This is a genomic window from Bradyrhizobium sp. JHI2711, from assembly GCF_056156565.1.
Genome location: NZ_JBPZPT010000001.1, coordinates 1,887,040 through 1,909,828 on the forward strand (window position 1 = coordinate 1,887,040; position 22,789 = coordinate 1,909,828).

The following is a 22,789-nucleotide window of genomic DNA, read 5'->3' on the forward strand; positions in this document are numbered from 1 at the left end:
GCGCGCGAGCGTGACAATCATTCGACCGGACGGCCGATCGCAGCGGCAAGCTCGCGCAGCAGCCGGTCGGAGACCTGGCCGGTGACCTGCATCTTGTGCTCGCGCTCGAACTTCTGGATCGCGGCCTGGGTCTCGCCGCTCATGGTGCCCGTGATCTTCAGATTGCCGTAGCCGTATTCGGACAGCGCGCGCTGCACGCCGGCGATGCGGCGTGCAGCCGGGCTTTGCGCCGGGATCGGCGCCGGCGGACGCAGGGCCGCGGGCGCCGTCGAGGTCGTCGCCTTGACCAGATTGGTCATCGGATCATTCGAGCGCGTCGAGGCGGTCGCCTCGACCGGCTTTTCGGGCGCCTTCTCGGCGGCACGCTCGACAGGCTTAGGCTCTGCAGGCTTGGGCTCTGCAGGCTTGGGCTCGACGCGGAACTCGGTCGCGCGCGGCTCGAGCGGCGAGGTATCGGCGCCGACGGGCCGCGGACGCGGCATGGGATTCGACAGCGGCACGGACGACGGCGCGGGAAGATTGATCACCGTGCCGAACATCGGCGCGGGGTGCCGGCCGATCTGGAGGAACAGCGCATTGGCAACGATCGCGGCGATCGCAGCGACGGCGACGAGGCCGGCCAGCGTGTCCTTGGGGCTGTGCAGCAGCACGCGCATCACGAGGTTGCGCTCGGTCTCGACATCGATGACCGCCGCCTTGGCACCACGGCGGCGCGGAGCGGCTTCGTCCTTGGCAGACTTCTTAGGCACTTTTCTTCACCAGAGCGGGTTGGTCCTGAGACTGATCGTGAGCTTGGTCTTGAAGATCCTGACGCAGCGCCGGCGTCAGCGTCGCGATCTTGCGCTCGGCCGGCTTGGCTTGCGGCGGCGTGTAGACCAGCGGCAGCTTGACGGTGACCGCGGTGCCCTCGCCCAACCTGCTTTGTACCGTCAATTCGCCGAGATGCAACGCCACGAGACTCTTCACGATCGAAAGTCCAAGGCCGGTGCCCTCGTGACGGCGCTGATAGGTCGTGCCGGCCTGGAAGAACGGCGCGCCGATGCGCTTGAGATCGTCGGGCGCGATGCCGACGCCGGTGTCGCTGATGCGCAGCGTCAGCTGCGAACCGGACACCGCGGCCGATACGCAAACCTGGCCGCCGCGCTCGGTGAACTTGATGGCGTTGGCGACGAGGTTGAGCACGATCTGCTTGAAGGCCCTGGGATCGCCGGTCATGACCGGCAGATCCTGCGGCGCGTCGGTGATGAGGTCGATGCCGTTCTCCCGCGCCTTCAGAGCCAGCAGATTGCAGCAATGCAACAGCGAAGCGCGCGGCGCGAAAGGCTCGGACGCAATCTCGAAATTGCCCGATTCCATCTTCGACATGTCCAGGATGCCGTTGACGACCGACAGCAGGTGCTGGCCGGAATCATTGATCAGCTGGGCGTATTCCTTGCGCTGGGCCGCGCCCAGCATCAGGGTCTGCTCCTGCGCGATCATCTCGGAAAAGCCGATGATGGCGTTGAGCGGCGTGCGCAGCTCGTGGCTCATGGTGGCGAGGAAGCGCGTCTTGGCGGCATCGGCCGCCTCGGCGGCGCTGCGCGCCTGGTCCAGCGCCTGCTCGAAAAGCTTGCGGTCGGTGACGTCGCGCATCACCGCGACGACTTCGGCTTCGCACGTGACGTCACGCGCGCTGTCCTGATCGAGCGGACGGCAGCGCATCTCGACCCAGATGAAATCGACCTGGCCGCGCTCGGCGGCGGGCTCGCGCCGCAGCCTGAACTCGACGCTGCGCACCTCGCCGCGCGCCGCGTCGGACAGTGCCGTGAGATAGGCCGGCCGATCGGCGACATGGACACGGTCGAACAGGCCGTGGCCGAGCAGTTGCGCCACCTGCGCTCCGAGCATGGCCTCCACCGCCGGCGAGATGAATTGCACCGCACCGTTGCGCTGATGCCGCGAGATGACATCGCTCATGTTGCGCGCCAGCAGGCGGTAACGCTCCTCCTCGCGCGACAACAGCGCGACGCTGGTGCGCGCGAGCGATTCCGCGCCGAAGGCGAGGCCGGCGGCATAAAGAGTGGCAGACGTGACCCCGAAAGCCATCAGCACGCCGCGCTCGGCGGCACTCGGCTCAACCACCGGCAGCCAGCTGAGCTGGCTGACCAGAATCAGCATTCCGGCGCAGGACAGCGCAAGCAGCGAGGCAAACGCCGCGACGCGGCGCGAGGCCGATAGCGCAGCTTCGAGCGGAACCACGATCAGCCAGACCGCGGCGAAGGATTCGATGCCGCCCGTCGTGATCGCGACAGCCATGATCAGGCCGGCGAGCGCCAGCGACGACAGCACGTGCGCGCCCTCGTAACGGCCGGTGCGCGACAGGAACCAGGACAACATGATCGGCGCGATCAGCCAGGCAAAGGCCGCGACCTCGATCGCGCTCGGCGCGCCGCGCATGGCGAGATAGACCGGAAATGCAGCGAAGGCGGCGAGGCTGCCGAGCAGCCGCGGTGCCATGAAGGCGCGATGGCGCGCGCGCATCAGCGCATCGTAGCGCGCGGAGGGATGCAGCAGTGCATCGAGACAATCGCGGATGATACTCAAAACTGTCACGGGTCTCGCGCTTCGGCTCAATCGTCTCTTGGAAGACGCGCCGGAACGCCTCCTTGTCGTTGAGCCACCGTGTCAGAGCGACCTTAAACGAGTGCTAAGGCGGCACAGCGTGTGGCCGGACACCGCGTTATCGCGGAGCTTTTTAGACGATTTGGCGACGTCTTCGCTGCGAATGGTGAACGCAGGGTTTCACCCTGCTCCGCATGGTTTCGAATTGGTGGATGCGGGCGGCCGGCAGAACCATGGGTACGGGCGTCAATCGAAAATTTACCGGAACGTCGCTCCCGAAGAATCTTGCGTCAATTTTCCGCGAATTAAGCTCAAGGCAATCACTTGCGATTTATCGAGGATCGCTAGGTCCGACATCCGCGGGAGATCGCCGCGGGCGGAGTCTAACGGACAGGTCGATAAGATGCGCTTTCTGCTCCGCATCACATTCTGGCTCGGGCTGGTGCTGGTGCTCCTGCCGCGGGACAAGACGCCCGAATCGGACAAGCTGCCGCAGATCGGCGCCGCCGATGCGGTGCAAGCCGCGACCGCGGCCGTTTCCGACGTGACCCAGTTCTGCAAGCGCCAGCCGGCGGCCTGCGAGGTCGGCGGCCAGGCCGCGACCATCATCGGCCAGCGCGCCCAGGACGGCGCGAAGAAGCTCTATCAGATCATCAACGACAAGAAAGAGCAGATCACCAACGACAAGAACGACGGCGGCAGGAACGACGGCAGCAAGACCGACAGCAAGAAGGCGCCCGACCATACCGGCTCGATCGCGCTGGCCGGCGAAGGCGATCTTGCAGCGAGCGAGGCGCCGCGCGATACCCTGACCCAGGACGACCTTGCGCTCGAATGGCGCGGACCGGGGCCGGCGAATTAAGCGTCCAGGCCCTATCGATTTCAGGGCTTCGCGTCTCTATATTGGCGGTAAGCGGGAACTGCGGGCCGATATGACGACGATCGACGAAATCAGGGACAATTTCGAACTTCTGGACGAGTGGGACGACCGCTACCGGTACGTCATCGAGCTCGGCCGCACTCTGGAACCGATGCCGGAGGCGGAACACTCGGCCGAGAACAAGGTGCAGGGCTGCGTCAGCCAGGTCTGGCTGCAGAAGACGGTCGATCGCAGCAATGGCGAGCCGGTCCTGAAATATCGCGGCGACAGTGACGCCCATATCGTGCGCGGGCTGGTCGCGATCGTGCTCGCGCTGTATTCGGGCCGCACGCCGCGGGAGATCCTCAATACCGACGCGATCGCCGTGTTCAACGAGTTCGGCTTTCGCGATCATCTGACGCCGCAGCGCTCCAACGGCCTGCGCTCGATGGTCGAGCGCATCAAGACCGATGCGAGAGAGGCGCTCGCGGAAGCGTCGTAAGATGCTCTCGTAGGGTGGGCCAAGCGGAGCGTGCCCACCTCCTGTGTATAATGAAAACTCGTGGGCACGGCGCTTTGCGCCTTTGCCCACCCTACAAGACCCGGACTACTTCCGCTTCCGCTGCTGCTGCCCCAGCCCCATCTGCTTGGCCAATTGCGAGCGCGCCACCGCATAGTTTGGGGCGACCATGGGATAGTCGGCCGGCAAGCCCCACTTCTCGCGGTACTGCTCCGGCGTCATGTTGTACTGCGTGCGCAGATGGCGCTTCAGCGACTTGAAGCGCTTGCCGTCTTCGAGGCACACGAGATAATCGGGCGCGATCGACTTCTTGAGCGAGACGGCGGGCTTGGCCGGCTCCAGCGGCGCGGTCTCGGTGCGGCCTGACGAAACCCGCACCAAGGCGCCATGCACCTGACTGATCAGGTTCGGAATCTCGGCCGCCGGCGTCGGATTGTTGCTCAGATAGGCCGACACGATGCTCGCGGTCAGCTCGATGAAATTCTTCGCCCCCGCATCCGACATGCGCCCTCCCTTGTCCGCTTGTGGCTTACAGGATTGACGACACCGAAGTATTCCCTGTCAAGAATACATTCGGCTGAAACACGATGACTGACGGCGAGGCACTGATTACTGGTGAAAAGCGCCGGTCTACTTGAGCGCGCGGCCGCTTCAACCGCGCTGGTCGAGATGGGCACGGAGCTCGTCGATCGAGGCAAAGCGCATCATGCCCTCCGGCATCTGCGCCTCGATGGAGCCATCGGAATAGAGCGAATAGGCCATGCCATCGACGACGCCGGACTTGAGCACCGTCACCGGCGGGGGCTCCACGGGCGGCGGCAGCTCGGGCGCCGGCGCAGGAGCGGTCTCCGCGAAGGTCGACGGCGAGCGCGGCGGCGGCGGCGGACGGCGTTGGTCGGCCGGCGGCTCCGGCGGGCGCGCACGGTCCGGCTTCGGCCAAGCAACGTCGAAGCTCGCAGGGGGCGAAAGGTTCGGGGCCTCGCTGGGCTCCTTAGACGGAGGGGCAGTTTCAGTGGATTTTGCTTCCGCGCGCTCGCGCTCCTTGCGCGAGGTCGAGGCGAACAGCAGGTTGCGCCGGCGCGACGCTTCCGGAGCGGGAGGCGGTGTCGGGGCTTCCGGCTCCTGCTGCGGTGCCTCGGCACGCGGCCGCTCGCGCGCTGCAGCTTCGCTCTGCCACGGCGGCGGACTTGCGGGCGGTGGCGGCGGCGCCGGCTCGGCTCTCACCGCCGCAGCGGGCACCGGCTCGGGCGCAACTACCCCAGGCACAGCGAGGCCCGGCAGCGCGGGCCTGACCCGAACCTCGGATGGCGCGACCGCACCGGCCAGCCGGCGTGCGATGCCCCTGAGCTCGAGCAGCACCAGATGCAGGCCGACCAGTAACATTCCGGAGCAGACGCCAATGGTGCCGGAGACTATGAGAGTCCCACCGAGGCTGAATTCCCTGATCGTCATGCCGAAAATCACCGCGAGGAGACCCGCCAGCACGGCGCAAATCCCCACGATCAGCAATGCCAAATTCATCGAACTCACCCCCGGCCGCGCATCACGCGCGAGAACCGCTACGCCACGATACCGTCATACGCTGTTCCACGCCAACGGCCAATTCTGGGCAGTGTTCCTAAAGGGAAGGAAATCAGGGACTTATTCACATTCCCTTCAGCCGGGGCTCGCTACTGCTAAAGCTGCTCGCAAAGTCATCTGAATGGGTGCCAACCGGAATTGCTGCGTCGCATCAGGAATTTAGCCATAATGCCCAATTACTTGGTAATGGAACTGCGCTATAGGGAGTCCGGGGTTGAGGCCCGCGCGCGCCAGCAGGGCCAAAAGGGGATTCCGGGGCACCGATAGCCATGACATCCATCACGACTTCGGCGATCGACACGCCTCAGCGGCGCTCGATCGAACGGACTTGCGACGATCTCGCCATGCTGGTGCTGGCCGCGGTCGCCGTCATTGCAGGCTTGACCTTCCGCGACTACGGGCTCGGCTGGGACGACTACACCCACGCCGAATATGCCGACCTGCTGCTGCGCATGTTCGGTTCCGGCTTCAAGGACACCGCGGCGCTCTCCTTCGCCAATCTCTACATGTATGGCGGCGGCTTCGACATGGTCGCGGCCCTGCTGCACAAGGTCATTCCGCTCGAGCTGTTCGAGACCCGCCGTCTGGTCGGCGCCATCGTCGGCGTAATCGGGCTTGCCGTGACATGGCGGCTCGGCCGCCGCATCGGCGGACCGCTTGCCGGTCTGGCTTCCCTCCTCCTGCTTGCGCTCTGCCCGACCTTTTACGGCCACATGTTCATGAACCCGAAGGATGCACCCTTCGCGGTCGCCATGGTCGTCCTGATGCTCGGCCTCGTCCGGCTCGCCGAGGAATATCCGCAGCCATCGCCGCGCACGATCCTGATCGTCGGCTTGGGGGCCGGCCTTTCGCTCGGCTGCCGTGTTCTCGGCGGACTCGCGCTGGTCTACGCCGTGGTCGGCTTCGTGCCGCTGTTCCTGGAGGAATTGCGCACCGAAGGTCCGCGCGAATCCGTTCGCCGCTTCGCCCATGTCGTCTATGTGTTGCTGCCAGGCCTCGTGCTCGGCTACCTCGTGATGGGCCTGATCTGGCCGTGGTCGATCATGGAGCCCGGCAATCCCTTGGCGGCGCTGACCTACTTCTCGCATTTCTTCGAGAAGCCATGGAAGGAGATGTTCGACGGTGCGATCGTGTCGGTGCCCGACATGCCCTGGTCGTATCTGCCGACGCTGTTCGCCCTGCAGCTGCCCGAGGTGATGCTGGTTCTGATGGGCGGTGCGATCGTCAGCACCTTCGCCATGCTGCCGCGGCGCGAGGTTCCGGCACGCCGCAAGACCATCCTCCTGATGCTGACGCTGGCTGCTACCCTGCCGCTCGCGATCGCGATGGTGAAGCGCCCGGCGCTCTACAACGGCATCCGCCATTTCGTCTTCGTGATCCCGCCGATGGCGGTGCTCGGCGGCGTCGCCTTCGCCTGGACCATGGAGCGCCTGCGGGCCAATCACCGCACCTGGCAGCCGGTCGTGCTCGCCACCTTCTGCTTCGGCCTTGCGCTGTCGCTCGCCGAGATGATCCGGCTGCACCCCTATCAATACACGCACTTCAACCACATTGCCGGCACCGTGCGCGGCGCCGACGACCGCTTCATGCTGGACTATTGGGGCCTCGCCTTGAAGCAGGCCTCCGACGGATTGCGCGAGCAGCTCGTCGAGCGCCAGGAAGTGCCGCCCGGCAACCGCAAATGGAAGGTGGCGGTGTGCGGTCCGCAGCGCCCGGCCCAGGTGGCGCTCGGGCCCGACTTCACCATCGGCTGGGATTCCAACGCGGCCGATTTCGCCATGACGCTCGGCGAGTTCTACTGCAAGGGCCTCACCGCCCCGGTCATGGTCGAGATCAAGCGCGACGACGTGGTGTTCGCCCGCGTCTACGACATCCGGGGGCGCGGCATTTCCAGCCTGCTGTCGATCCCGGCACCGTAGGATTTCTCCGTATCCGTAGCCCGGATGGAGCGAAGCGTAATCCGGGACCTGTGGCATCGTGCGAGCTGCCCCGCATTCCGCTTCGCTCCATGCGGGCTACGCGCTCCATGCGGGCCACGCTTGACAGCCACGCTCCTCGCGCCTTGCCGCAAGCCTCTCCCGCGACTACGCTCCTCCTCCGCAACAACGAGGTTCGGAGAGATCAGCCATGTCGCCAGCAGAAGCCCGCCTGAGGGAAGTCCCCTCCAACATGACGGAGGCGGAGTGGCAGCAACGGGTCAATCTCGCCGCATGCTATCGCCTGGTCGCGCTGTACGGCTGGGACGATCTGGTCGACACCCACATCTCCGCGCGCGTGCCCGGTCCCGACCATCACTTCCTGATCAATCCCTACGGGCTGATGTTCGAGGAAATCACGGCCTCCAGCCTCGTCAAGGTCGACCTGCACGGCAATCAGCTCTCCGAGAGCGAGTACAGCATCAATCCTGCCGGCTTCACCATCCATTCGGCGATCCACGAGGTGCGCGAGGACGCGATCTGCGTGCTGCATCTCCACACCCTCGACGGAACCGCGGTGTCGAGCAGCGCGGAAGGGCTCTTGCCCCTGAACCAGACCGCCCAGCTCGTCACCCACGACCTCGCCTATCACGACTATGAAGGCATCGCGCTCGACCACGAGGAGCGGCCACGGCTGCAGAAGGATCTCGGCGACCACAACCACATGCTCCTGCGCAATCACGGCACGCTGACGGTCGGCCGCTCGATCGCCTCCGCGTTCGAGCGCATGTACCATCTCGAGCGCGCCTGCTCGATGCAGGTGCGCACGCGCGCGCTCGGGACGCCGGTCTATCCGGTCGAGGAGATCGCGATCGAGAAGAACACCGAGCTGCTCGCCAACCGCGACCGCGCCGAGCTGCGCGCAAACAACCTCGTGTGGCCGCCCTTGCTGCGCAAGCTCGACCGCGTCAATCCCGGCTACCGGTCTTGAGATATTCACGAAATTGAGGTAGTGTTTCCGTCGAACTACCTCTGCACGTATTGGAATGAAACGCCGCCCAATTCCGGGCGGCGTTTTTGTTTGAGTCGTCATTGCGAGCGCAGCGAAGCAATCCAGAATCCCTCCGCGGAGATAGTCTGGATTGCTTCGCTGCGCTCGCAATGACGGGAGAGAGTCTTCGTAGCGAATACTCTCGTAGGGTGGGCAAAGCGAAGCGTGCCCCCGTCTTCTTCCTTCGTCATCCGGAGAGATGGTGGGCACGGCGCGTTGCGCCTTTGCCCACCCTACCGCACCGTGCCTATTTCACCTCCGCCAGCGCGGCGAGGATCCTTGCCCAGGAGCGGATGCCCTTCTGGAAGCTCTGCAGGTCGTATTTCTCGTTCGGCGAGTGGATGTTGTCGTCGTCGAGGCCAAACCCCACCAGCAGCGAGTCGAGGCCGAGCGTGCGCTTGAAGTCGGCGACGATCGGGATCGAGGCGCCCGAGCCCATCAGCACGGTCTCCTTGCCCCATTCCTCCGCGAGCGCCTTGCTGGCGGCGGCGAGCGGCTTCATGGTCCAGTCGAGCGCGACTGCGGGCGCGGCGGAATGGTCGCCGAACTCGACCTTGCAGTCGCCGGGAATGCGCGCCGTCACGTAATCACGGAAGGCCTTGCGGATCTTTTGCGGGTCCTGGCCCTGAACCAGGCGGAACGAGACCTTGGCCGAGGCATGCGAGGGGATCACGGTCTTGGAGCCCTCGCCGATATAGCCGCCCCAGATGCCGTTGACATCGCAGGTCGGGCGCGTCGAGGCCTGCTCGACCAGCAGCCTGCCCTTCTCGCCAGCCGGGAGCGACAGCCCGACCGGCTTGAGAAAGGTCTCGGGCGTGAAATCGAGCTTCTTCCACTGCTCCAGGATATCGGGCGGCGTGTCCTTCACGCCGTCATAGAAGCCGGGGATGGTGATGCGGTTGTCGTCGTCGAACAGGCCACCCAGGATCTTCGTGAGCAGGCGGATCGGGTTCATCGCGGTGCCGCCGAACACGCCGGAATGCAGATCGCGATTGGCGGCGGTGATCTTGAGCTCTTCATAGAGCAGGCCGCGCAGCGAGGTCGTGATCGCCGGCGTGTTGCGGTCCCACATGCTGGTGTCGCACACCAGCACGTAATCGGCCTTGAACTCGTCCTTGTTGGCCTCGATGAAGGGCACGAAGTTCTTCGAGCCGACCTCCTCCTCGCCCTCGATCAGGAAGGTGACGTCGACCGGCAGCGAGCCCGTCACCTTCTTCCAGGCGCGGCAGGCCTCGACGAACGTCATCACCTGCCCTTTGTCGTCCTCGGCGCCGCGCGCGACGATGATCTTGCGGCCGTCGGCATGATCGGTGACGACGGGCTCGAACGGCGGACGGTGCCAGAGATCGAGCGGGTCGACCGGCTGCACATCGTAATGGCCGTAGAACAGCACGTGCGGCCGGCCGCCCGCGCCGGTCTTGCCGACGACGGCGGGATGACCCGCGGTCGGCCTCACCTCGGTGGCAACACCGAGGCTGGCGATGTCCCTGGCGAGATGCTCGGCGGCAGCCTTGCAATCATCGGCGAAGGCGGGATCGGCCGAGATCGACTTGATCCGCAACAACGAGAACAGGCGCTGCAGGCTGTTATCGAAATCCTTGTCGATGTGGTCGAGCACGGATTGGAGCTGCGCGTTGGCCATGATTGCTATCCTGATTGTTGAGTCTCAAGAGGTCCGGGTTTTAGCGCCGGTGCGGCCTTAGGGCTAGCCGCAAGCGGCGGATGCCGGATGTGCCAGGCGAGACACCCTGCGAGGACGGCGGTCGCAGCGAGGTTGTTGCCCCAAGCCTGGAAGGCGAGCGGAAACCACGGCAGCGACAACAGCATGAGGATGCCGGCCGCACTGAGGGCAAGCCAGGTTCCCAGGCGCACATGCGCTCGCTCGTCGAAGGCGGCCCGATGCATCAACACCGTCACCGGGAAGTACAGCCACATGAAATAGTATTGCCGGGCCAGAGGCGAGGCGACCGTCATGAGACAGAACAAGATGCCGAGCTCTTCGGCATCCGAGCGCGCCGTCCGCCGCGCTTGCCGCGGCATGACCGCAACAAAGCCGAGCCCGAGCAGCGCCGACAGCGCGAGCACGATCCAGTTCGCCGTCCTGTAGTCGACCTCGATCAGATTCATGGTGCGCGGCGGCTTGCTGGGATCGTCCTGATTGTAGTTGATCGGCCGGACCAGCCGATGCGTGACGGCAATGAGGGACTGGTTGACCCACGACCAGTTCTGCTCGTCACGCTGGCCAAAGCCCTTTTCCGAGCTGGTCCCGACCATGCCCTGGTACCAGGTCGCCAGCTCGGCCGCGTTGCGCTCGAAGCCGCGGATCGGTGCCGGCACGACATAGAGAAGAATGCCGGTGAAGACGATCGCGCTGACCAGGGCCGCCCATTTGCGCCGCCAGGCCAGATAGGGCAGCACGGCGATCGGGAACACCTTGATGGCGGCGGCGAACGCGAACATGAAGCCGGCCAGCCACGATCGCTGATGCCGCAAGCTCCAGAAGCCGTAGAGCATCATCGCCAGAAGGAGGAGGTTCGGCTGGCCGAGGTCGAACATGTCGAACACGAAGGTCACGGTGGCGACGACCGGCAGCGCCTCGAGCCAACGACCCGGCGCGCGGTCGGAGCCGGTCATGACCTGGGAGAACGCCGCGGTGTACCACCACGCCACGGCGTTCAAGATCGACAGGACGACATAGAGCGGGATCTTGCCGAACCAGCTCGGGATCGCCAGCAGGATTGCCGGCAGCGGTGGATAGATGAAATCGAAATGCTCGACGGCCGTGGCAGGATACAGCGGCCCACCCTCCAGGACCTGCTGTCCGGCCCAGTACCAGAGCGAGTAGTCCTTGGTCTTGCCGCGGCCGAAAATCTCGGGGACGAGCACGTCGGCGATCAGGAGGACGCAGCAGAGCAGAAAAAGCAGATCCAGCGGCGCACCCAGCGACGGGCGTCTGGGTGCGTCAGGCTTGGCTAACGGGGCGGGCGGGGTCACGGTGTGGTCCTGTGCGGCGGCGAAACAGGACGTAACAGACCCGCAGAAGCTTGGAGAGTCCCCTCACCTGAATGTGTATCTCGTGAATGTGTATCTCGGTCCCTCCCATCAGGATCAGATCAGGGGAGAGGTCGATGGGCCCCGCGGACGAATTGCCCTCCCGTCGGGCGCTCTGCCTAACGCCGTAGCAATCCGCCGAGCGCGCCGCGGACCAGCGTACGGCCGATCGAGCCGCCGAGCTGGCCGCCGAGCGACTTGCCGATATTGGCGGCCATCCCGCCGATCACCTGGTTGGTGACCGATCGCGTCACGTCGCGGGCAATGACCTGGCCGGTCGAAAGACGACCTCGCTTGACGTTGGTGCCGAAGATGGTGCCGACGATCGAGCCGATCTGGCCAAGGATTCCGCCGCCTGCGCCGGCTCCACCATTTTGTGCGTCGGCAGGCGCAGCCGTGCCGGCTACGCGCTTCTGCAGCATCTCATTGGCGGACTCACGATCCACCGCGGTATCGTATTTGCCCTTCACCGGGCTCCTGCTCATGATCGCCTTGCGCTCCTCGGGCGTGATCGGCCCGATCCGCGCCGTCGGCGGCCGGATCATCACCCGCTCCACCATCGAAGGCGTGCCGTTGCCCTCGAGGAAGGACACCAGCGCCTCGCCCTTGCCGAGCTCCGTGATCACCTTGGCGGTGTCGAGTTTCGGGTTGGGCCGGAAGGTCTGCGCCGCAGCGGCGACCGCCTTCTGGTCGCGCGGCGTGAAGGCGCGCAGCGCATGCTGCACGCGACCGCCCAATTGGGCCAACACCTTGTCCGGCACGTCGATCGGATTCTGGGTGACGAAATAGACACCGACGCCCTTGGAGCGGATCAGACGAACCACCTGCTCGATCTTGTCCATCAACGCCTTCGGCGCATCGTTGAACAGCAGATGCGCCTCGTCGAAAAAGAACACCAGTTTTGGCTTCGGCAGGTCGCCGGCTTCCGGCAATTCCTCAAACAACTCCGACAGCAACCACAACAGAAAGGTAGCGTAGAGCCTGGGGCTCTCCATCAGCTTGTCGGCAACCAGGATGTTGACGATGCCGCGACCGTCGCTATCGGTCTTCATGAAATCCTTCAGCTCCAGTGCAGGCTCACCGAAGAATTTCGTTCCGCCCTGGTTTTCCAGCACCAGCAGCTGGCGTTGAATGGTTCCAACCGTCGCCTTGCTCACATTGCCGAAGCTCTGCGCGGCCTTCCGGATCTCGGCTAAAGGATCTTCTTCAGCATCCGGTCCCTTCTTGCCGCTGGCGGGTACGATCGCATCCAACAGCGATCGCAGATCCTTCATGTCCAACAATGGCAGGCCGTTCTCGTCCGCGACGCGGAATGCGACGTTGAGAACCCCTTCCTGCACCTCGTTCAGGTCGAGCATCCGCGCCAGCAATAGCGGCCCCATTTCGGTGACGGTGGCGCGGACCGGATGTCCCTGCTCGCCGAACACGTCCCAGAACACGGTCGAGAACTGGTCCGGCTGAAACTTGAGACCCATTTCGCCGGCGCGCTTGAGGATGAAGTCTTTGGCCTCGCCGACTTCCGAGATGCCGGAGAGGTCGCCCTTGATGTCGGCCGCGAAGACCGGAACACCGGCGCGCGCAAATCCTTCCGCCATCACTTGCAGCGACACGGTCTTGCCGGTTCCGGTTGCACCCGTGACGAGGCCGTGGCGATTGGCCAGCGCAAGCGTCAGCCAAGCCTGCTCGTCTCCCTTGCCGACGAAGATCTTGTCGTCGGTATCGCCGAGCTTGCTGTCCTGTGCGGTCATTATTCTCTCTGATCTTTCTGCCGAGTTTCGCGTCGCGAAACCCGAATGCACCAATTCCGTAGTTTAACGCATCTCGTGCGCCGATTAAATCGGTTCAGCGGCTCCTGCGCATGCGACATTGTCGGAAACAGACGGACAACATCGGCCGAAAGTCGGAATGGGGCGTTCGCATAGCGGCAATTTTTTGCCGATTCGTTCTAGGCTCTTGCACGGCGGCAACACTTTTCGCGCGTTCGCGACGGCGCCTGCGTTCATCGCTTGTATTTCACATCACACAGGCTCAAGATCATTTTCGAAAGCAATATTCCGGCATGCAAACCGGCTGAGGGGCGGGGTCTTATGGACGAGCTGATCGGACGGCTGGCGACAAACGCCAGCATAGATGGTGCTGTCGCTGAAAAGACCGTCGGCATTATCCTGGCCTTCCTTCGCAACGAGGGCCCTTCCGACAGTGTGCAGGCCCTGATCGACCATATCCCCGGAGCGGAAGCTGCGATCGAAGCCTCCAAGAGCGGTGGCGGTCTGTCGCGGCTGATGGGCGGCGGCTTGATGGCCGTCGGCACCCGCCTGATGGGCCTGGGGCTCGGCATGTCCGAGATTCAAAACGTCGCCCGTGAACTTTTCCGCTACGGGCGAGACAAAATCGGAGCGGATCAGATGGGCAAGATCATCGCGGGGACGCCGGGCCTCAGCCAGTTCGCCTGAGCGACGCTTTTCATATCGAGCATCATGACATATCCGATTTCCGAGATTGAGGGCCTGCCGGCCTTTGCCGCCAACAAGTTGAAGGCGCAAGGAATCCGCACCACCGACGCGCTGCTCGAGGCGGCGTCCACCGTGAAGGGCCGCAAGGCGCTTTCGGCCAAGACTGGCATCAGCGAGCAGCAATTGCTGGAATGGGCCAACGTCTCCGACTACATGCGCATCCCCGGCATGGGCAGGGCCAAGGTCGGGCTCGTCCGCGCCGCCGGCGTCACGACGGTGCGGGAGCTCGCCTATCGAAATCCGGCAAGGTTGGCGCAGAGCATGCGCGAGGCCAACGAGAAGAAGAAGCTGGTCCGCGTCCTGCCTTCCGAGAAGTCGGTCGGCGACATCATCGCCAAGGCCAAGAAGCTGCCGCCGAAGATTACGTATTAGCGCTGCGGACCAAGCTGGAGAGGTTGGGGTACCACTGCTCCCAGATCGTCATTGCGAGCGCAGCGAAGCAATCCAGAATCTTGCCGCGGTGACAGTCTGGATTGCTTCGCTGCGCTCGCAATGACGGAGGGTGAGCAAGAACATCGCATCCTCTCGGCCGTCTGCACGCATCGGAATGGCCGCGACTGGCCCCAATCCCGTCTTGACTCCCCCTGCCCGACAGCGCAATGCCACGCGCATGAATGCCTCGCCCTCCCCTTCCGTCCCGCCGGCCGGCTCGGCCGGGATCGGCGCACTGCGGACGCTCGTGGGCCGGCGGCTTCCTGCGGTGATGGGCGTGCTCAACATCACCCCGGATTCCTTCTCCGATGGCGGCGAGTTCATCGCGCCGGCGCGGGCGCTGGAGCGGGCGCGGGCGATGGTCGCCGCCGGCGTCGACATCATCGATATCGGCGCCGAATCCACCCGGCCCTACAAGGGCGCCCGGCCGGTCACGGCGTCGGAAGAGCTCGCGCGGCTGAAGCCGGTGTTATCGGACGTCGTGGCGCTCGGTGTACCCGTCTCGATCGACAGCATGAAGGCGGAGGTGGTGGCCTTCGCACTCGACCAGGGCGCGGCGATCGCCAACGACGTCTGGGGCCTGCAACGCGAAGCCGGCATGGCGCCGCTGATCGCCGCCAGGGGCGTGCCCGTCATCGTCATGCACAACCGCGACAGCGTCGATCCCGCCATCGACATCGTCGCTGATATCAAGACATTCTTCCTGCGCTCGCTCGATATTGCCGCGAAGGCAGGCATCGCGCGCGACAAGATCGTGCTCGATCCCGGGATCGGCTTCGGCAAGACCGCCGAGCAGAGCATGACCGCGCTCGCGCGCTTGCGCGAGCTCGACATGTTCGGCCTGCCGATCCTGGTCGGCGCCTCGCGCAAACGCTTCATCGCCTCGGTGTCGCCGTCGGAACCATCGGAGCGGCTCGCCGGCTCGATCGCCGCGCATCTGATCGCCGCGCAGCGCGGCGCCAAGATCATCCGGACCCACGACGTCGCCGAAACCCTGCAGGCCCTGCGGGTGGCGCAGGCCATCGAGAGCAAGCAATGACCGACACGATCTTCGTCACCGGCCTGTCGATCCATGCCCGCCACGGCGTGATGGATCACGAAACCGAGGTCGGCCAGCGTTTCGTCATCGATCTCGAGCTCTATACCGACCTGTCCGAGCCTGCGCGCAGCGACCGGCTCGCGGACACGGTGTCCTACGCCGATGTCGTGGCGACGACGACGGCGGCGTTCAAGAACACCAATTACAAACTCCTGGAGCGCGCGGCCGGCGCGGTGGCCGATGCCATCCTGTCGCACTTTCCGCGCATCCGCGCCGTGAAGGTCACCGTGCACAAGCCGCACGCGCCGATCGCCGCGATCTTCGACGATGTCGGCATCGTGCTGACGCGCTCGCGGCATCCCTAGCATGGCGAGCGTGCTGATCGCACTCGGCGGCAATGTCGGCGATGTCCGCGCGACGTTCAAGAAGGCGATCGCTCATATCTGCGGCATGGCACAGGCGGCGCTGATCGCGCGCTCGTCCGACTATACGACCCCGCCCTGGGGCGACGAGGACCAGGATCCCTTCATCAATGCCTGCATCGAGATCGAGACCAGCCTCGATCCGCATGCGCTATTGTTCGTGCTGCAGAAAGTCGAGCAGAAGTTCGGCCGCGCGCGAACCAAGGCGCGGCGCTGGGGTCCGCGCACGCTCGATCTCGATATGATCGCCTATGACGATGTCTCCTTGCGGAAGCCCGACCTGACGCTGCCGCATCCGCGCCTGTTCGAACGCGCCTTCGTGCTGGTGCCGCTGGCCGAAATCGCACCTGACCGCGTGATCTCGGGCATTCGTGTGCGTGACGGGCTCGCCGGCGTCTCGACGCAAGGCATTGAGCGGCTTCCGGATACCGGTTAACCAAAAACAACCGTTTGCAGGAACGGTCCGCCGTGGCAATTTCGCCTGCGAATAACAAGACGTTTCGGGAGCCCCGCGCCGCATGACCTCCGTGACTGACGACCTGCCGCTGGCCGCGGATTTTCCCAAGGCCACGCCTGAGGACTGGCGCAAGCTGGTCGACGGCGTGCTGAAGAGCGCGCCGTTCGAGAAGCTGGTCGGCAAGACCTATGACGGCATCAAGATCGAACCGCTCTATCCGCGCGCGAAGGGCGTTGCGCCGGTGATGGGCCGGCCGCCGGCCGCACCGTGGCAGGTCGTGCAGCGGATCGACCATCCCGATGCGGGGATCGCGAATGCGCAGGCACTGCAGGATCTGGAGAACGGTGCGACCGGGCTCGCGCTGGTGTTCGCCGGCGCCAATGGCGCGCGCGGTTTCGGCCTGGAACCGTCGGCCGAGGCGGTGGCAAAGATCCTGAAAGACATTCACCTCGACGCCGGCATCGGCATCGAGCTCGAGATCGGACCGCAATCGCGGATGGCCGCGATCCATGTCGCGGAATATGTGAAGAGCAACGGCCTCGATCCCGGCACCTGCAACATCCGCTTCGGGCTCGATCCGCTCGCGGCGGGCGCGGTGTGGGGCCACAGCCCCTATACCTGGGACGAAATTGCCCCCGCGATTACGGGCGCCATCAAGGGACTCGCCGGGCTCGGCTTCAGGGGGCCGTTCGCCTCCGCCGACGGCCGCGTGATCCATGATGCCGGCGGCTCGGAGGTGCAGGAGCTCGCTTTCGTGCTTGCCTGCGGCGTCGCTTACCTGCGCGCGATCGAAGGCGCGGGCATTCCGCTGAAAGCCGCGCAGGACATGGTCTATGCGCGGCTCGCCGCCGATGCCGACCAATTCCTGACCATGGCCAAGTTCCGCGCCCTGCGGCTGCTATGGGCGCGCATCGAGACCGCTTGCGGGCTGACGCCGAAACCGCTGTTCATCGCGGCCGATACCGCCTGGCGCATGCTGACGCAACGCGATCCCTACGTGAACATGCTGCGCGCGACCATGGCGGCGTTTGCCGCGGGACTGGCCGGTGCCAACGCCATCACCGTGCTGCCGCATACGCTGGCGCTCGGCCTGCCCGATCCGTTCGCGCGGCGCGTGGCGCGTAACACGCAGCTTCTGCTGCTGGAAGAATGCAACCTCGCCAAGGTCAGCGATCCCGCGGCGGGGGCTGGCGGCATCGAGACGCTGACGGCGCAGCTGTGCGATGCCGCGTGGGCCCTGTTCCAGGAGAGCGAGAGCGCCGGTGGCGCGTTCGCGGCGCTTCAGCAGGGTGTGTTCCAAAGCAAGGTCGCGGCCACGCGCAAGGCGCGCGAGGCCAATATCGCGAAGCGCCGGGACATACTGACCGGCGCCAGCGAGTTTCCGAACCTGCACGAGAGCGAAGCCACTGTCCTGAAGGCAGCGCCGATCGCGCTTCCGCCCTACGGCGGAGAGACCTACAAGTTCGAGGCGCTGCCTCCGATCCGTCTCGCGGAACCGTTCGAGGCTCTGCGCGACAAATCCGACGCGAGTTTGAAGGCTCGGGGCGCACGGCCAAAGGTGTTCCTGGCCAATCTCGGCACGCCCGCCGATTTCACCGCGCGCGCGACGTTCGCGAAGAGCTTCTTCGAGGCGGGCGGCATTGAGGCCACAGGCAGCGAGGGCTTTGCCGATCCGGCCAAGCTGGCCGCGGCCTTCAAGGCCTCCGGCACCGAGCTGGCCTGTCTGTGTTCCAGCGACAAGGTCTATGCGGAACACGCCGAAGCCGCGGCAAAGGCCCTGCAATTGGCCGGCGGGCGACATATCTACCTGGCGGGCCGGCCGGCCGAGGCCGAGGCGGCGCTGCGAGCCGCCGGCGTCACGGGCTTTGTCTTCGCCGGAGGCGATGCGCTTGCGGCACTGCAGGACGCCTACCGACGGATGGAACAGCGATGACCGACACCAGCAAACCCGTTCTCACCGGCGGCTGCCAATGCGGCGCCGTGCGATTTGCGGTCATGACGGCGCCGACCAGGATTTCGATCTGCCACTGCCGGATGTGCCAGAAGGCGAGCGGCGCGCCGTTCGCCTCTTTGGCCGACATCAACAAGACCGATTTCGCCTGGACCAAGGGCAAGCCGTCGTTCTTCCGCTCCTCCTCGATCGCCGATCGCGGCTATTGCGCCGCCTGCGGCACGCCGCTGAGCTTCGGCCGCATCGACGGCGATCGCATCGAGATCATGACCGGTACCTTCGATCGCCCTGACCGGGTCGTGCCGACGCGGCAGTTCGGCATCGAATCCCGCCTCGGCTGGGTGGTCGGCATCGCCAATCTGCCGAGCCAGACCACGCAACAGAACTACGGACCGGAGAAGATGGCGACCATCGTCAGCCATCAGCATCCGGATCATGATTGAGCGCTTATGAAATGGTTGAAGCCATGAGCCGCATTCCGAATTTCGCCGACGTCGCCTTCGAGCGGACCGCAACCGCCGCGCCCACTGGCAGCGCCGAGCCGTGGCTGACGCCGGAGGGCATCCTGGTGAAGCCCGCTTATGGCGAGGCTGATCTGACCGGGCTCGATTTCCTCGAGACCTATCCGGGCATCGCGCCGTACCTGCGCGGCCCCTACCCGACCATGTATGTCAACCAGCCCTGGACGGTCAGGCAATATGCCGGCTTCTCCACGGCGGAGGATTCCAACGCGTTCTATCGCCGCAATCTCGCGGCGGGGCAGAAGGGCCTCTCGGTCGCATTCGATCTTGCCACCCATCGCGGCTATGACTCGGATCATCCGCGCGTCGGCGGCGATGTCGGCATGGCCGGCGTTGCCATCGATTCCATCTACGACATGCGCACGCTGTTTGCAGGGATTCCGCTCGACCAGATGAGCGTGTCCATGACCATGAACGGCGCGGTGCTGCCGATCCTCGCGCTCTATGTCGCCGCCGCCGAGGAACAGGGCGTGCCGCCGGAGAAGCTGTCGGGCACCATTCAGAACGACATTCTGAAAGAGTTCATGGTGCGCAACACCTACATCTATCCGCCGGCGCCCTCGATGCGGATCATCTCGGACATCTTCGCCTACACCTCTCAAAAGATGCCGAAGTACAATTCGATCTCGATCTCCGGCTATCACATGCAGGAGGCCGGCGCGACGCAGGATCTCGAGCTCGCCTATACGCTGGCTGACGGCGTCGAATATTTGCGCGCCGGCCTTGCCGCAGGGCTCGACGTCGACCGCTTCGCGCCGCGGCTGTCGTTCTTCTGGGCGATCGGGATGAACTTCTTCATGGAGGTTGCCAAGCTGCGCGCGGCGCGCCTGCTTTGGGCGAAGCTGCTCAAGCCGTTCAATCCGAAAGACCCGCGCTCACTGTCGCTGCGCACGCACAGCCAGACCTCGGGCTGGTCGCTGACCGCGCAGGACGTCTTCAACAACGTGATGCGCACTACGGTGGAGGCGATGGCGGCCACCCAAGGCCATACCCAATCGCTGCACACCAACGCGCTCGACGAAGCACTGGCGCTGCCGACCGATTTCTCGGCCCGCATCGCCCGCAACACCCAGCTGTTCCTGCAGCAGGAGAGCGGCACCACCCGCATCATCGATCCCTGGGGCGGCTCGTATTATGTCGAGCGGCTCACGCGCGACCTCGCCGCCAAGGCCTGGGGCCACATCCAGGAGGTCGAGGAACTCGGCGGCATGGCGAAGGCGATCGAGGCCGGCGTGCCAAAGCTGCGCATCGAGGAGGCCTCAGCCAAAACGCAGGCGCGGATCGACGCCGGCAAGCAGGCGGTGATCGGCGTCAACAAGTACAAGCCGACCGACGAGGACAAAATCGAGATCCTGAAGGTCGACAACACCAATGTGCGCCGGCTTCAGATCGACAAGCTCAAGCGGCTGAAAGCCGAGCGCAACCAGCAGGAGGTCGATGCAGCCCTCGCCGCGCTGACGCGCTCGGCCGGCGAAGGCAACGGCAATCTGCTGGCACTTGCGATCGACGCGGCACGCGCCAAGGCGACCGTTGGCGAAATTTCTGACGCAATGGAGAAAGTGTTCGGCCGGCACCGCGCCGAGATCAAATCCATCACCGGCGTGTACAAGCGGGAGGCGTCCAGCATGGGCACCCAGGTCGAGAAGGTTCAGGCGCTGATCGACGCCTTCGAGGAGGCCGAGGGCCGCCGCCCGCGCATCCTGGTCGCCAAGATCGGCCAGGACGGCCATGACCGCGGCCAGAAGGTGATCGCGTCGGCGTTCGCCGATATCGGCTTCGACGTCGACATCGGGCCGCTGTTTGCCACCGCCGACGAAGCCGCGCGGCAGGCGGTCGAGAACGACGTGCACATCCTCGGCGTCTCCTCGCTGGCCGCCGCCCATCTGACCGCTGTGCCGGAGCTGAAAGCCGCACTGAAGAAGCAGGGCCGCGACGACATCATGATCATCGTCGGCGGCGTGGTGCCGCCGCAGGATTACGATGCGCTCTATGCCGCCGGCGCCGAGGCGATCTTCCCGCCCGGCACGGTGATCGCGGACGCCGCCGAGGAGCTGATCCGCAAGCTGAACGCCCGGCTGGGGCATAGCGAGGCGGCGGAGTAGATGATAGACTGGCCGTGTGACGGCCAGGTGTGTCCATGACGCGTGACGAAATCGTCGCTGCGATACGCAAGAACGCGGATGCCATCAGAGGCAAGGGCGTAGCAAAGCTTGCCATCTTCGGCTCGCGAGCCGGCAACGATTATCGGCCTGATAGCGATATCGACGTGCTCGTCGAGATCGAGCCGGACACCTCGTTTTCGCTGCTCAACTTGATCGATGTCGAGCACATCATCGAGGATGCGACTGGCTTGCAAGCACAGGCAACTGTTCGCCGCTCCATCTCTCCCCGCTTTGCGGAGCGGATCGCAGACGATATTGTCGAAATATTCTGACGCTCACGCAGGAGCACTAACCTTGAAGTTCATCGCCGGTTTGAGCGTCGCCCTGGCGCTGAGCGCAACATGTGCGTTTTCCGCCCACGCCGCCGATCCCAAGCCCGATGCGATCGTCAAGACCAAGAGCATCGAAGCGCGCGTCTTCCTCGGCGACAGGATCAAGGCGGATGCGGCGCTGGCGGCGGACTGCCTCGCGGAGGGCAAGAAGTGGCTCGACAAGAATGCCGCGGAAGCCGCTGCCGCGCGCAAAGCGGACCCGCAGTTCTTCAAGGAGGGCGGCTGGGAGTTCGAGCGCAAATATGAAATCCGCTCCGTGGTTGCCGACCGCTATGTCAGCGTCCTGCGCAACGACTACATGAACACACGCGGCGCCCATCCTAATTCGGACGTGAACACGATCCTGTGGGACAAGGCCGCCAACAAGCGTATCTCGATCCGTCCATTCTTCACCGAGACCGCCGATGGCGGCCCCACCATGAAGGCGATGGTGAAGGCCATCATCGCTTCGCTGACGGACGAGAAGAAGAAGCGCGGCGCCGGAGAGACCGCGACCGACGAGTGGTTCAAGTCCGTGGAGCCGCGCCTCCTCAAGATCGGCGCGGTGACGCTCGCGCCCTCCACCGAGGCCGGCAGGAGTTCCGGCCTCAACTTCCACTATCCGCCCTATGCCGTCGGCCCCTACGCTGAGGGCGAGTATGTCGCTTTCGTGCCGTGGGAGACGCTGAAGCCTTACCTCACATCGGAGGGCGCCCGCATCTTCGGCGGCGCGCGGCCCAAGGGCGACGCGGACGAGCCGTGAGCTGAGGCTAACGGGATCGCAAACGGGTCCGGGCCAATGTCCGCGCGAGGGAATCCGTCCAATCGGGAATCCAGGAGGCAAACAGCGCTTTCCAGCGCTCGGGGTCCGCAGGTTCAGTTTCGAGCGCAACCGACCATTCGATGAAGGTTCGGTTGCCCTCGATGATCGGACGCAGATGCATGGTGCCTTGGTATCGCGCCGGCGCCGGACTCGGGCCGTCGTCGTCTTGCGGATAGGGTATCGCTTCGAGACCGGCATAGGTCAGGCTGTGCTGCAGGTCCGAGTGATCGACCAGGCGCTGGCGGATCCAGTTTCCGAGATAGCAGAAGCGCCTGACGGCGCCGACTTCATCGCCGCGCCTGTTGTCTTCGATCTCGCTCTCGCTCACGCCGTCGATATAGGCGGGGTAGTTGTTGAAATCGCGGATCAGGGACCAGACGTCGTCGAGCGGGTGGTCCAGCACGGCGCTGTAATAGGCTTGGGTCATCGGTGGCTTGCCTTTGGTTTCGTTGCGCGCACAGGTTGGCTAGGCGCGCGGACAAAACCCACCCGATTTCCGACCGCCCATTCGACGGGCCGTCTGCTTTCACACAACATGGCGATTCCAGTTGGTAGCGCTACCTTGCGGCGGCGACGTAA

The 22,789-nt window shown here is 64.9% G+C and carries 22 protein-coding genes; 14 read left to right on the top strand and 8 right to left on the bottom strand.

What is annotated here, in order from left to right:
• Positions 1-17 precede the first annotated feature (17 nt).
• Together ACTEK7_RS08920 and ACTEK7_RS08925 are read right to left on the bottom strand one after the other, a co-directional pair.
• Positions 18-749 (bottom strand): peptidoglycan-binding domain-containing protein, encoded by a 732-nt coding sequence (locus ACTEK7_RS08920; protein ID WP_225146016.1) that lies wholly within the window; start codon positions 747-749, stop codon positions 18-20.
• Entirely contained in the window at positions 742-2,592 is a 1,851-nt protein-coding gene (locus ACTEK7_RS08925; RefSeq protein WP_225146017.1) for a sensor histidine kinase, read from the bottom strand. The genes ACTEK7_RS08920 and ACTEK7_RS08925 overlap by 8 nt, the downstream gene beginning before the upstream one ends.
• A 412-nt stretch (positions 2,593-3,004) precedes the next feature.
• On the opposite strand from ACTEK7_RS08925, the gene ACTEK7_RS08930 reads away from it, so the two are divergent.
• Together ACTEK7_RS08930 and ACTEK7_RS08935 are read left to right on the top strand one after the other, a co-directional pair.
• A complete protein-coding gene (locus ACTEK7_RS08930) occupies positions 3,005-3,463 on the top strand; it encodes a DUF5330 domain-containing protein (RefSeq protein WP_036042942.1) in 459 nt (152 codons plus the stop codon).
• Positions 3,464-3,533: 70 nt separating this feature from the next.
• Complete coding sequence (locus tag ACTEK7_RS08935) at positions 3,534-3,962, top strand: SufE family protein (protein WP_225146018.1); 429 nt, start codon at positions 3,534-3,536, stop codon at positions 3,960-3,962.
• A gap of 105 nt (positions 3,963-4,067) precedes the next feature.
• Here ACTEK7_RS08935 and ACTEK7_RS08940 read toward each other — a convergent pair whose 3' ends face one another.
• Positions 4,068-4,484, bottom strand: a complete 417-nt coding sequence (locus tag ACTEK7_RS08940) for a Ros/MucR family transcriptional regulator (RefSeq protein ID WP_036005917.1) — start codon at positions 4,482-4,484, stop codon at positions 4,068-4,070.
• Between the two features lie 147 nt (positions 4,485-4,631).
• The gene (locus tag ACTEK7_RS08945; RefSeq protein ID WP_225146019.1) at positions 4,632-5,501 is read right to left on the bottom strand and encodes a DUF308 domain-containing protein; all 870 of its coding nucleotides are present in this window, start codon (positions 5,499-5,501) and stop codon (positions 4,632-4,634) included.
• Positions 5,502-5,830: 329 nt separating this feature from the next.
• Between ACTEK7_RS08945 and ACTEK7_RS08950 the strand changes: the two genes are divergently transcribed.
• Positions 5,831-7,480, top strand: coding sequence for a glycosyltransferase family 39 protein (locus ACTEK7_RS08950; RefSeq protein WP_074447486.1), 1,650 nt, complete (start codon positions 5,831-5,833; stop codon positions 7,478-7,480).
• Between the two features lie 208 nt (positions 7,481-7,688).
• The gene (locus tag ACTEK7_RS08955; protein WP_225146020.1) at positions 7,689-8,468 is read left to right on the top strand and encodes a class II aldolase/adducin family protein; all 780 of its coding nucleotides are present in this window, start codon (positions 7,689-7,691) and stop codon (positions 8,466-8,468) included.
• Between the two features lie 307 nt (positions 8,469-8,775).
• Here the strand turns inward: ACTEK7_RS08955 and ACTEK7_RS08960 are convergent, their stop codons facing one another.
• The 3 genes from ACTEK7_RS08960 to ACTEK7_RS08970 all read right to left on the bottom strand — a co-directional run bounded on the left by ACTEK7_RS08960 (position 8,776) and on the right by ACTEK7_RS08970 (position 13,327).
• A complete protein-coding gene (locus ACTEK7_RS08960) occupies positions 8,776-10,170 on the bottom strand; it encodes a M20/M25/M40 family metallo-hydrolase (protein WP_157281489.1) in 1,395 nt (464 codons plus the stop codon).
• A gap of 5 nt (positions 10,171-10,175) precedes the next feature.
• Positions 10,176-11,522, bottom strand: coding sequence for a glycosyltransferase family 87 protein (locus ACTEK7_RS08965; RefSeq protein ID WP_225146021.1), 1,347 nt, complete (start codon positions 11,520-11,522; stop codon positions 10,176-10,178).
• A 176-nt stretch (positions 11,523-11,698) separates the two neighbouring features.
• Entirely contained in the window at positions 11,699-13,327 is a 1,629-nt protein-coding gene (locus tag ACTEK7_RS08970; protein ID WP_057027177.1) for a helicase HerA-like domain-containing protein, read from the bottom strand.
• A gap of 339 nt (positions 13,328-13,666) precedes the next feature.
• On the opposite strand from ACTEK7_RS08970, the gene ACTEK7_RS08975 reads away from it, so the two are divergent.
• The 10 genes from ACTEK7_RS08975 to ACTEK7_RS09020 all read left to right on the top strand — a co-directional run bounded on the left by ACTEK7_RS08975 (position 13,667) and on the right by ACTEK7_RS09020 (position 22,150).
• The gene (locus ACTEK7_RS08975) at positions 13,667-14,032 is read left to right on the top strand and encodes a DUF2267 domain-containing protein (protein WP_225146022.1); all 366 of its coding nucleotides are present in this window, start codon (positions 13,667-13,669) and stop codon (positions 14,030-14,032) included.
• Between the two features lie 24 nt (positions 14,033-14,056).
• Positions 14,057-14,464, top strand: coding sequence for a DUF4332 domain-containing protein (locus ACTEK7_RS08980; protein WP_036005985.1), 408 nt, complete (start codon positions 14,057-14,059; stop codon positions 14,462-14,464).
• A 238-nt stretch (positions 14,465-14,702) separates the two neighbouring features.
• Positions 14,703-15,563 (top strand): dihydropteroate synthase, encoded by an 861-nt coding sequence (folP, locus tag ACTEK7_RS08985; RefSeq protein WP_225144057.1) that lies wholly within the window; start codon positions 14,703-14,705, stop codon positions 15,561-15,563.
• Complete coding sequence (folB, locus tag ACTEK7_RS08990; RefSeq protein WP_036005989.1) at positions 15,560-15,928, top strand: dihydroneopterin aldolase; 369 nt, start codon at positions 15,560-15,562, stop codon at positions 15,926-15,928. The genes folP and folB overlap by 4 nt, the downstream gene beginning before the upstream one ends.
• A 1-nt stretch (position 15,929) precedes the next feature.
• A complete protein-coding gene (folK, locus tag ACTEK7_RS08995; RefSeq protein ID WP_036042932.1) occupies positions 15,930-16,421 on the top strand; it encodes a 2-amino-4-hydroxy-6-hydroxymethyldihydropteridine diphosphokinase in 492 nt (163 codons plus the stop codon).
• Positions 16,422-16,503: 82 nt separating this feature from the next.
• A complete protein-coding gene (locus tag ACTEK7_RS09000; RefSeq protein WP_225146023.1) occupies positions 16,504-18,375 on the top strand; it encodes a methylmalonyl-CoA mutase subunit beta in 1,872 nt (623 codons plus the stop codon).
• Complete coding sequence (locus ACTEK7_RS09005; protein ID WP_057027174.1) at positions 18,372-18,836, top strand: GFA family protein; 465 nt, start codon at positions 18,372-18,374, stop codon at positions 18,834-18,836. The genes ACTEK7_RS09000 and ACTEK7_RS09005 overlap by 4 nt, the downstream gene beginning before the upstream one ends.
• Before the next feature lie 23 nt (positions 18,837-18,859).
• A complete protein-coding gene (scpA, locus tag ACTEK7_RS09010) occupies positions 18,860-21,016 on the top strand; it encodes a methylmalonyl-CoA mutase (RefSeq protein ID WP_109145873.1) in 2,157 nt (718 codons plus the stop codon).
• A gap of 35 nt (positions 21,017-21,051) precedes the next feature.
• A complete protein-coding gene (locus ACTEK7_RS09015) occupies positions 21,052-21,348 on the top strand; it encodes a nucleotidyltransferase family protein (protein WP_109144401.1) in 297 nt (98 codons plus the stop codon).
• Positions 21,349-21,379: 31 nt separating this feature from the next.
• Entirely contained in the window at positions 21,380-22,150 is a 771-nt protein-coding gene (locus tag ACTEK7_RS09020) for an RsiV family protein (protein WP_370103193.1), read from the top strand.
• 7 nt (positions 22,151-22,157) lie between these two features.
• Here ACTEK7_RS09020 and ACTEK7_RS09025 read toward each other — a convergent pair whose 3' ends face one another.
• Positions 22,158-22,637: an SRPBCC family protein gene (locus tag ACTEK7_RS09025; protein ID WP_225146025.1), complete on the bottom strand. Its 480-nt coding sequence runs from the start codon at positions 22,635-22,637 to the stop codon at positions 22,158-22,160.
• Between the last annotated feature and the right edge of the window lie 152 nt (positions 22,638-22,789).

Excerpts from the sequence above, each read along its gene's own strand:
- ACTEK7_RS08930 (WP_036042942.1), top strand. The coding sequence starts at position 3,005 with ATGCGCTTTCTGCTCCGCATCACATTCTGGCTCGGGCTGGTGCTGGTG.
- folB (WP_036005989.1), top strand. The coding sequence starts at position 15,560 with ATGACCGACACGATCTTCGTCACCGGCCTGTCGATCCATGCCCGCCAC.
- ACTEK7_RS08935 (WP_225146018.1), top strand. The coding sequence starts at position 3,534 with ATGACGACGATCGACGAAATCAGGGACAATTTCGAACTTCTGGACGAG.
- ACTEK7_RS08950 (WP_074447486.1), top strand. The coding sequence starts at position 5,831 with ATGACATCCATCACGACTTCGGCGATCGACACGCCTCAGCGGCGCTCG.
- ACTEK7_RS08975 (WP_225146022.1), top strand. The coding sequence starts at position 13,667 with ATGGACGAGCTGATCGGACGGCTGGCGACAAACGCCAGCATAGATGGT.
- ACTEK7_RS08955 (WP_225146020.1), top strand. The coding sequence starts at position 7,689 with ATGTCGCCAGCAGAAGCCCGCCTGAGGGAAGTCCCCTCCAACATGACG.
- ACTEK7_RS08945 (WP_225146019.1), bottom strand. The coding sequence starts at position 5,501 with ATGAATTTGGCATTGCTGATCGTGGGGATTTGCGCCGTGCTGGCGGGT.
- ACTEK7_RS09015 (WP_109144401.1), top strand. The coding sequence starts at position 21,052 with ATGACGCGTGACGAAATCGTCGCTGCGATACGCAAGAACGCGGATGCC.
- folP (WP_225144057.1), top strand. The coding sequence starts at position 14,703 with ATGAATGCCTCGCCCTCCCCTTCCGTCCCGCCGGCCGGCTCGGCCGGG.
- ACTEK7_RS09005 (WP_057027174.1), top strand. The coding sequence starts at position 18,372 with ATGACCGACACCAGCAAACCCGTTCTCACCGGCGGCTGCCAATGCGGC.
- ACTEK7_RS08960 (WP_157281489.1), bottom strand. The coding sequence starts at position 10,170 with ATGGCCAACGCGCAGCTCCAATCCGTGCTCGACCACATCGACAAGGAT.
- ACTEK7_RS09000 (WP_225146023.1), top strand. The coding sequence starts at position 16,504 with ATGACCTCCGTGACTGACGACCTGCCGCTGGCCGCGGATTTTCCCAAG.
- ACTEK7_RS08980 (WP_036005985.1), top strand. The coding sequence starts at position 14,057 with ATGACATATCCGATTTCCGAGATTGAGGGCCTGCCGGCCTTTGCCGCC.
- ACTEK7_RS09025 (WP_225146025.1), bottom strand. The coding sequence starts at position 22,637 with ATGACCCAAGCCTATTACAGCGCCGTGCTGGACCACCCGCTCGACGAC.
- scpA (WP_109145873.1), top strand. The coding sequence starts at position 18,860 with ATGAGCCGCATTCCGAATTTCGCCGACGTCGCCTTCGAGCGGACCGCA.
- folK (WP_036042932.1), top strand. The coding sequence starts at position 15,930 with ATGGCGAGCGTGCTGATCGCACTCGGCGGCAATGTCGGCGATGTCCGC.
- ACTEK7_RS08970 (WP_057027177.1), bottom strand. The coding sequence starts at position 13,327 with ATGACCGCACAGGACAGCAAGCTCGGCGATACCGACGACAAGATCTTC.
- ACTEK7_RS08940 (WP_036005917.1), bottom strand. The coding sequence starts at position 4,484 with ATGTCGGATGCGGGGGCGAAGAATTTCATCGAGCTGACCGCGAGCATC.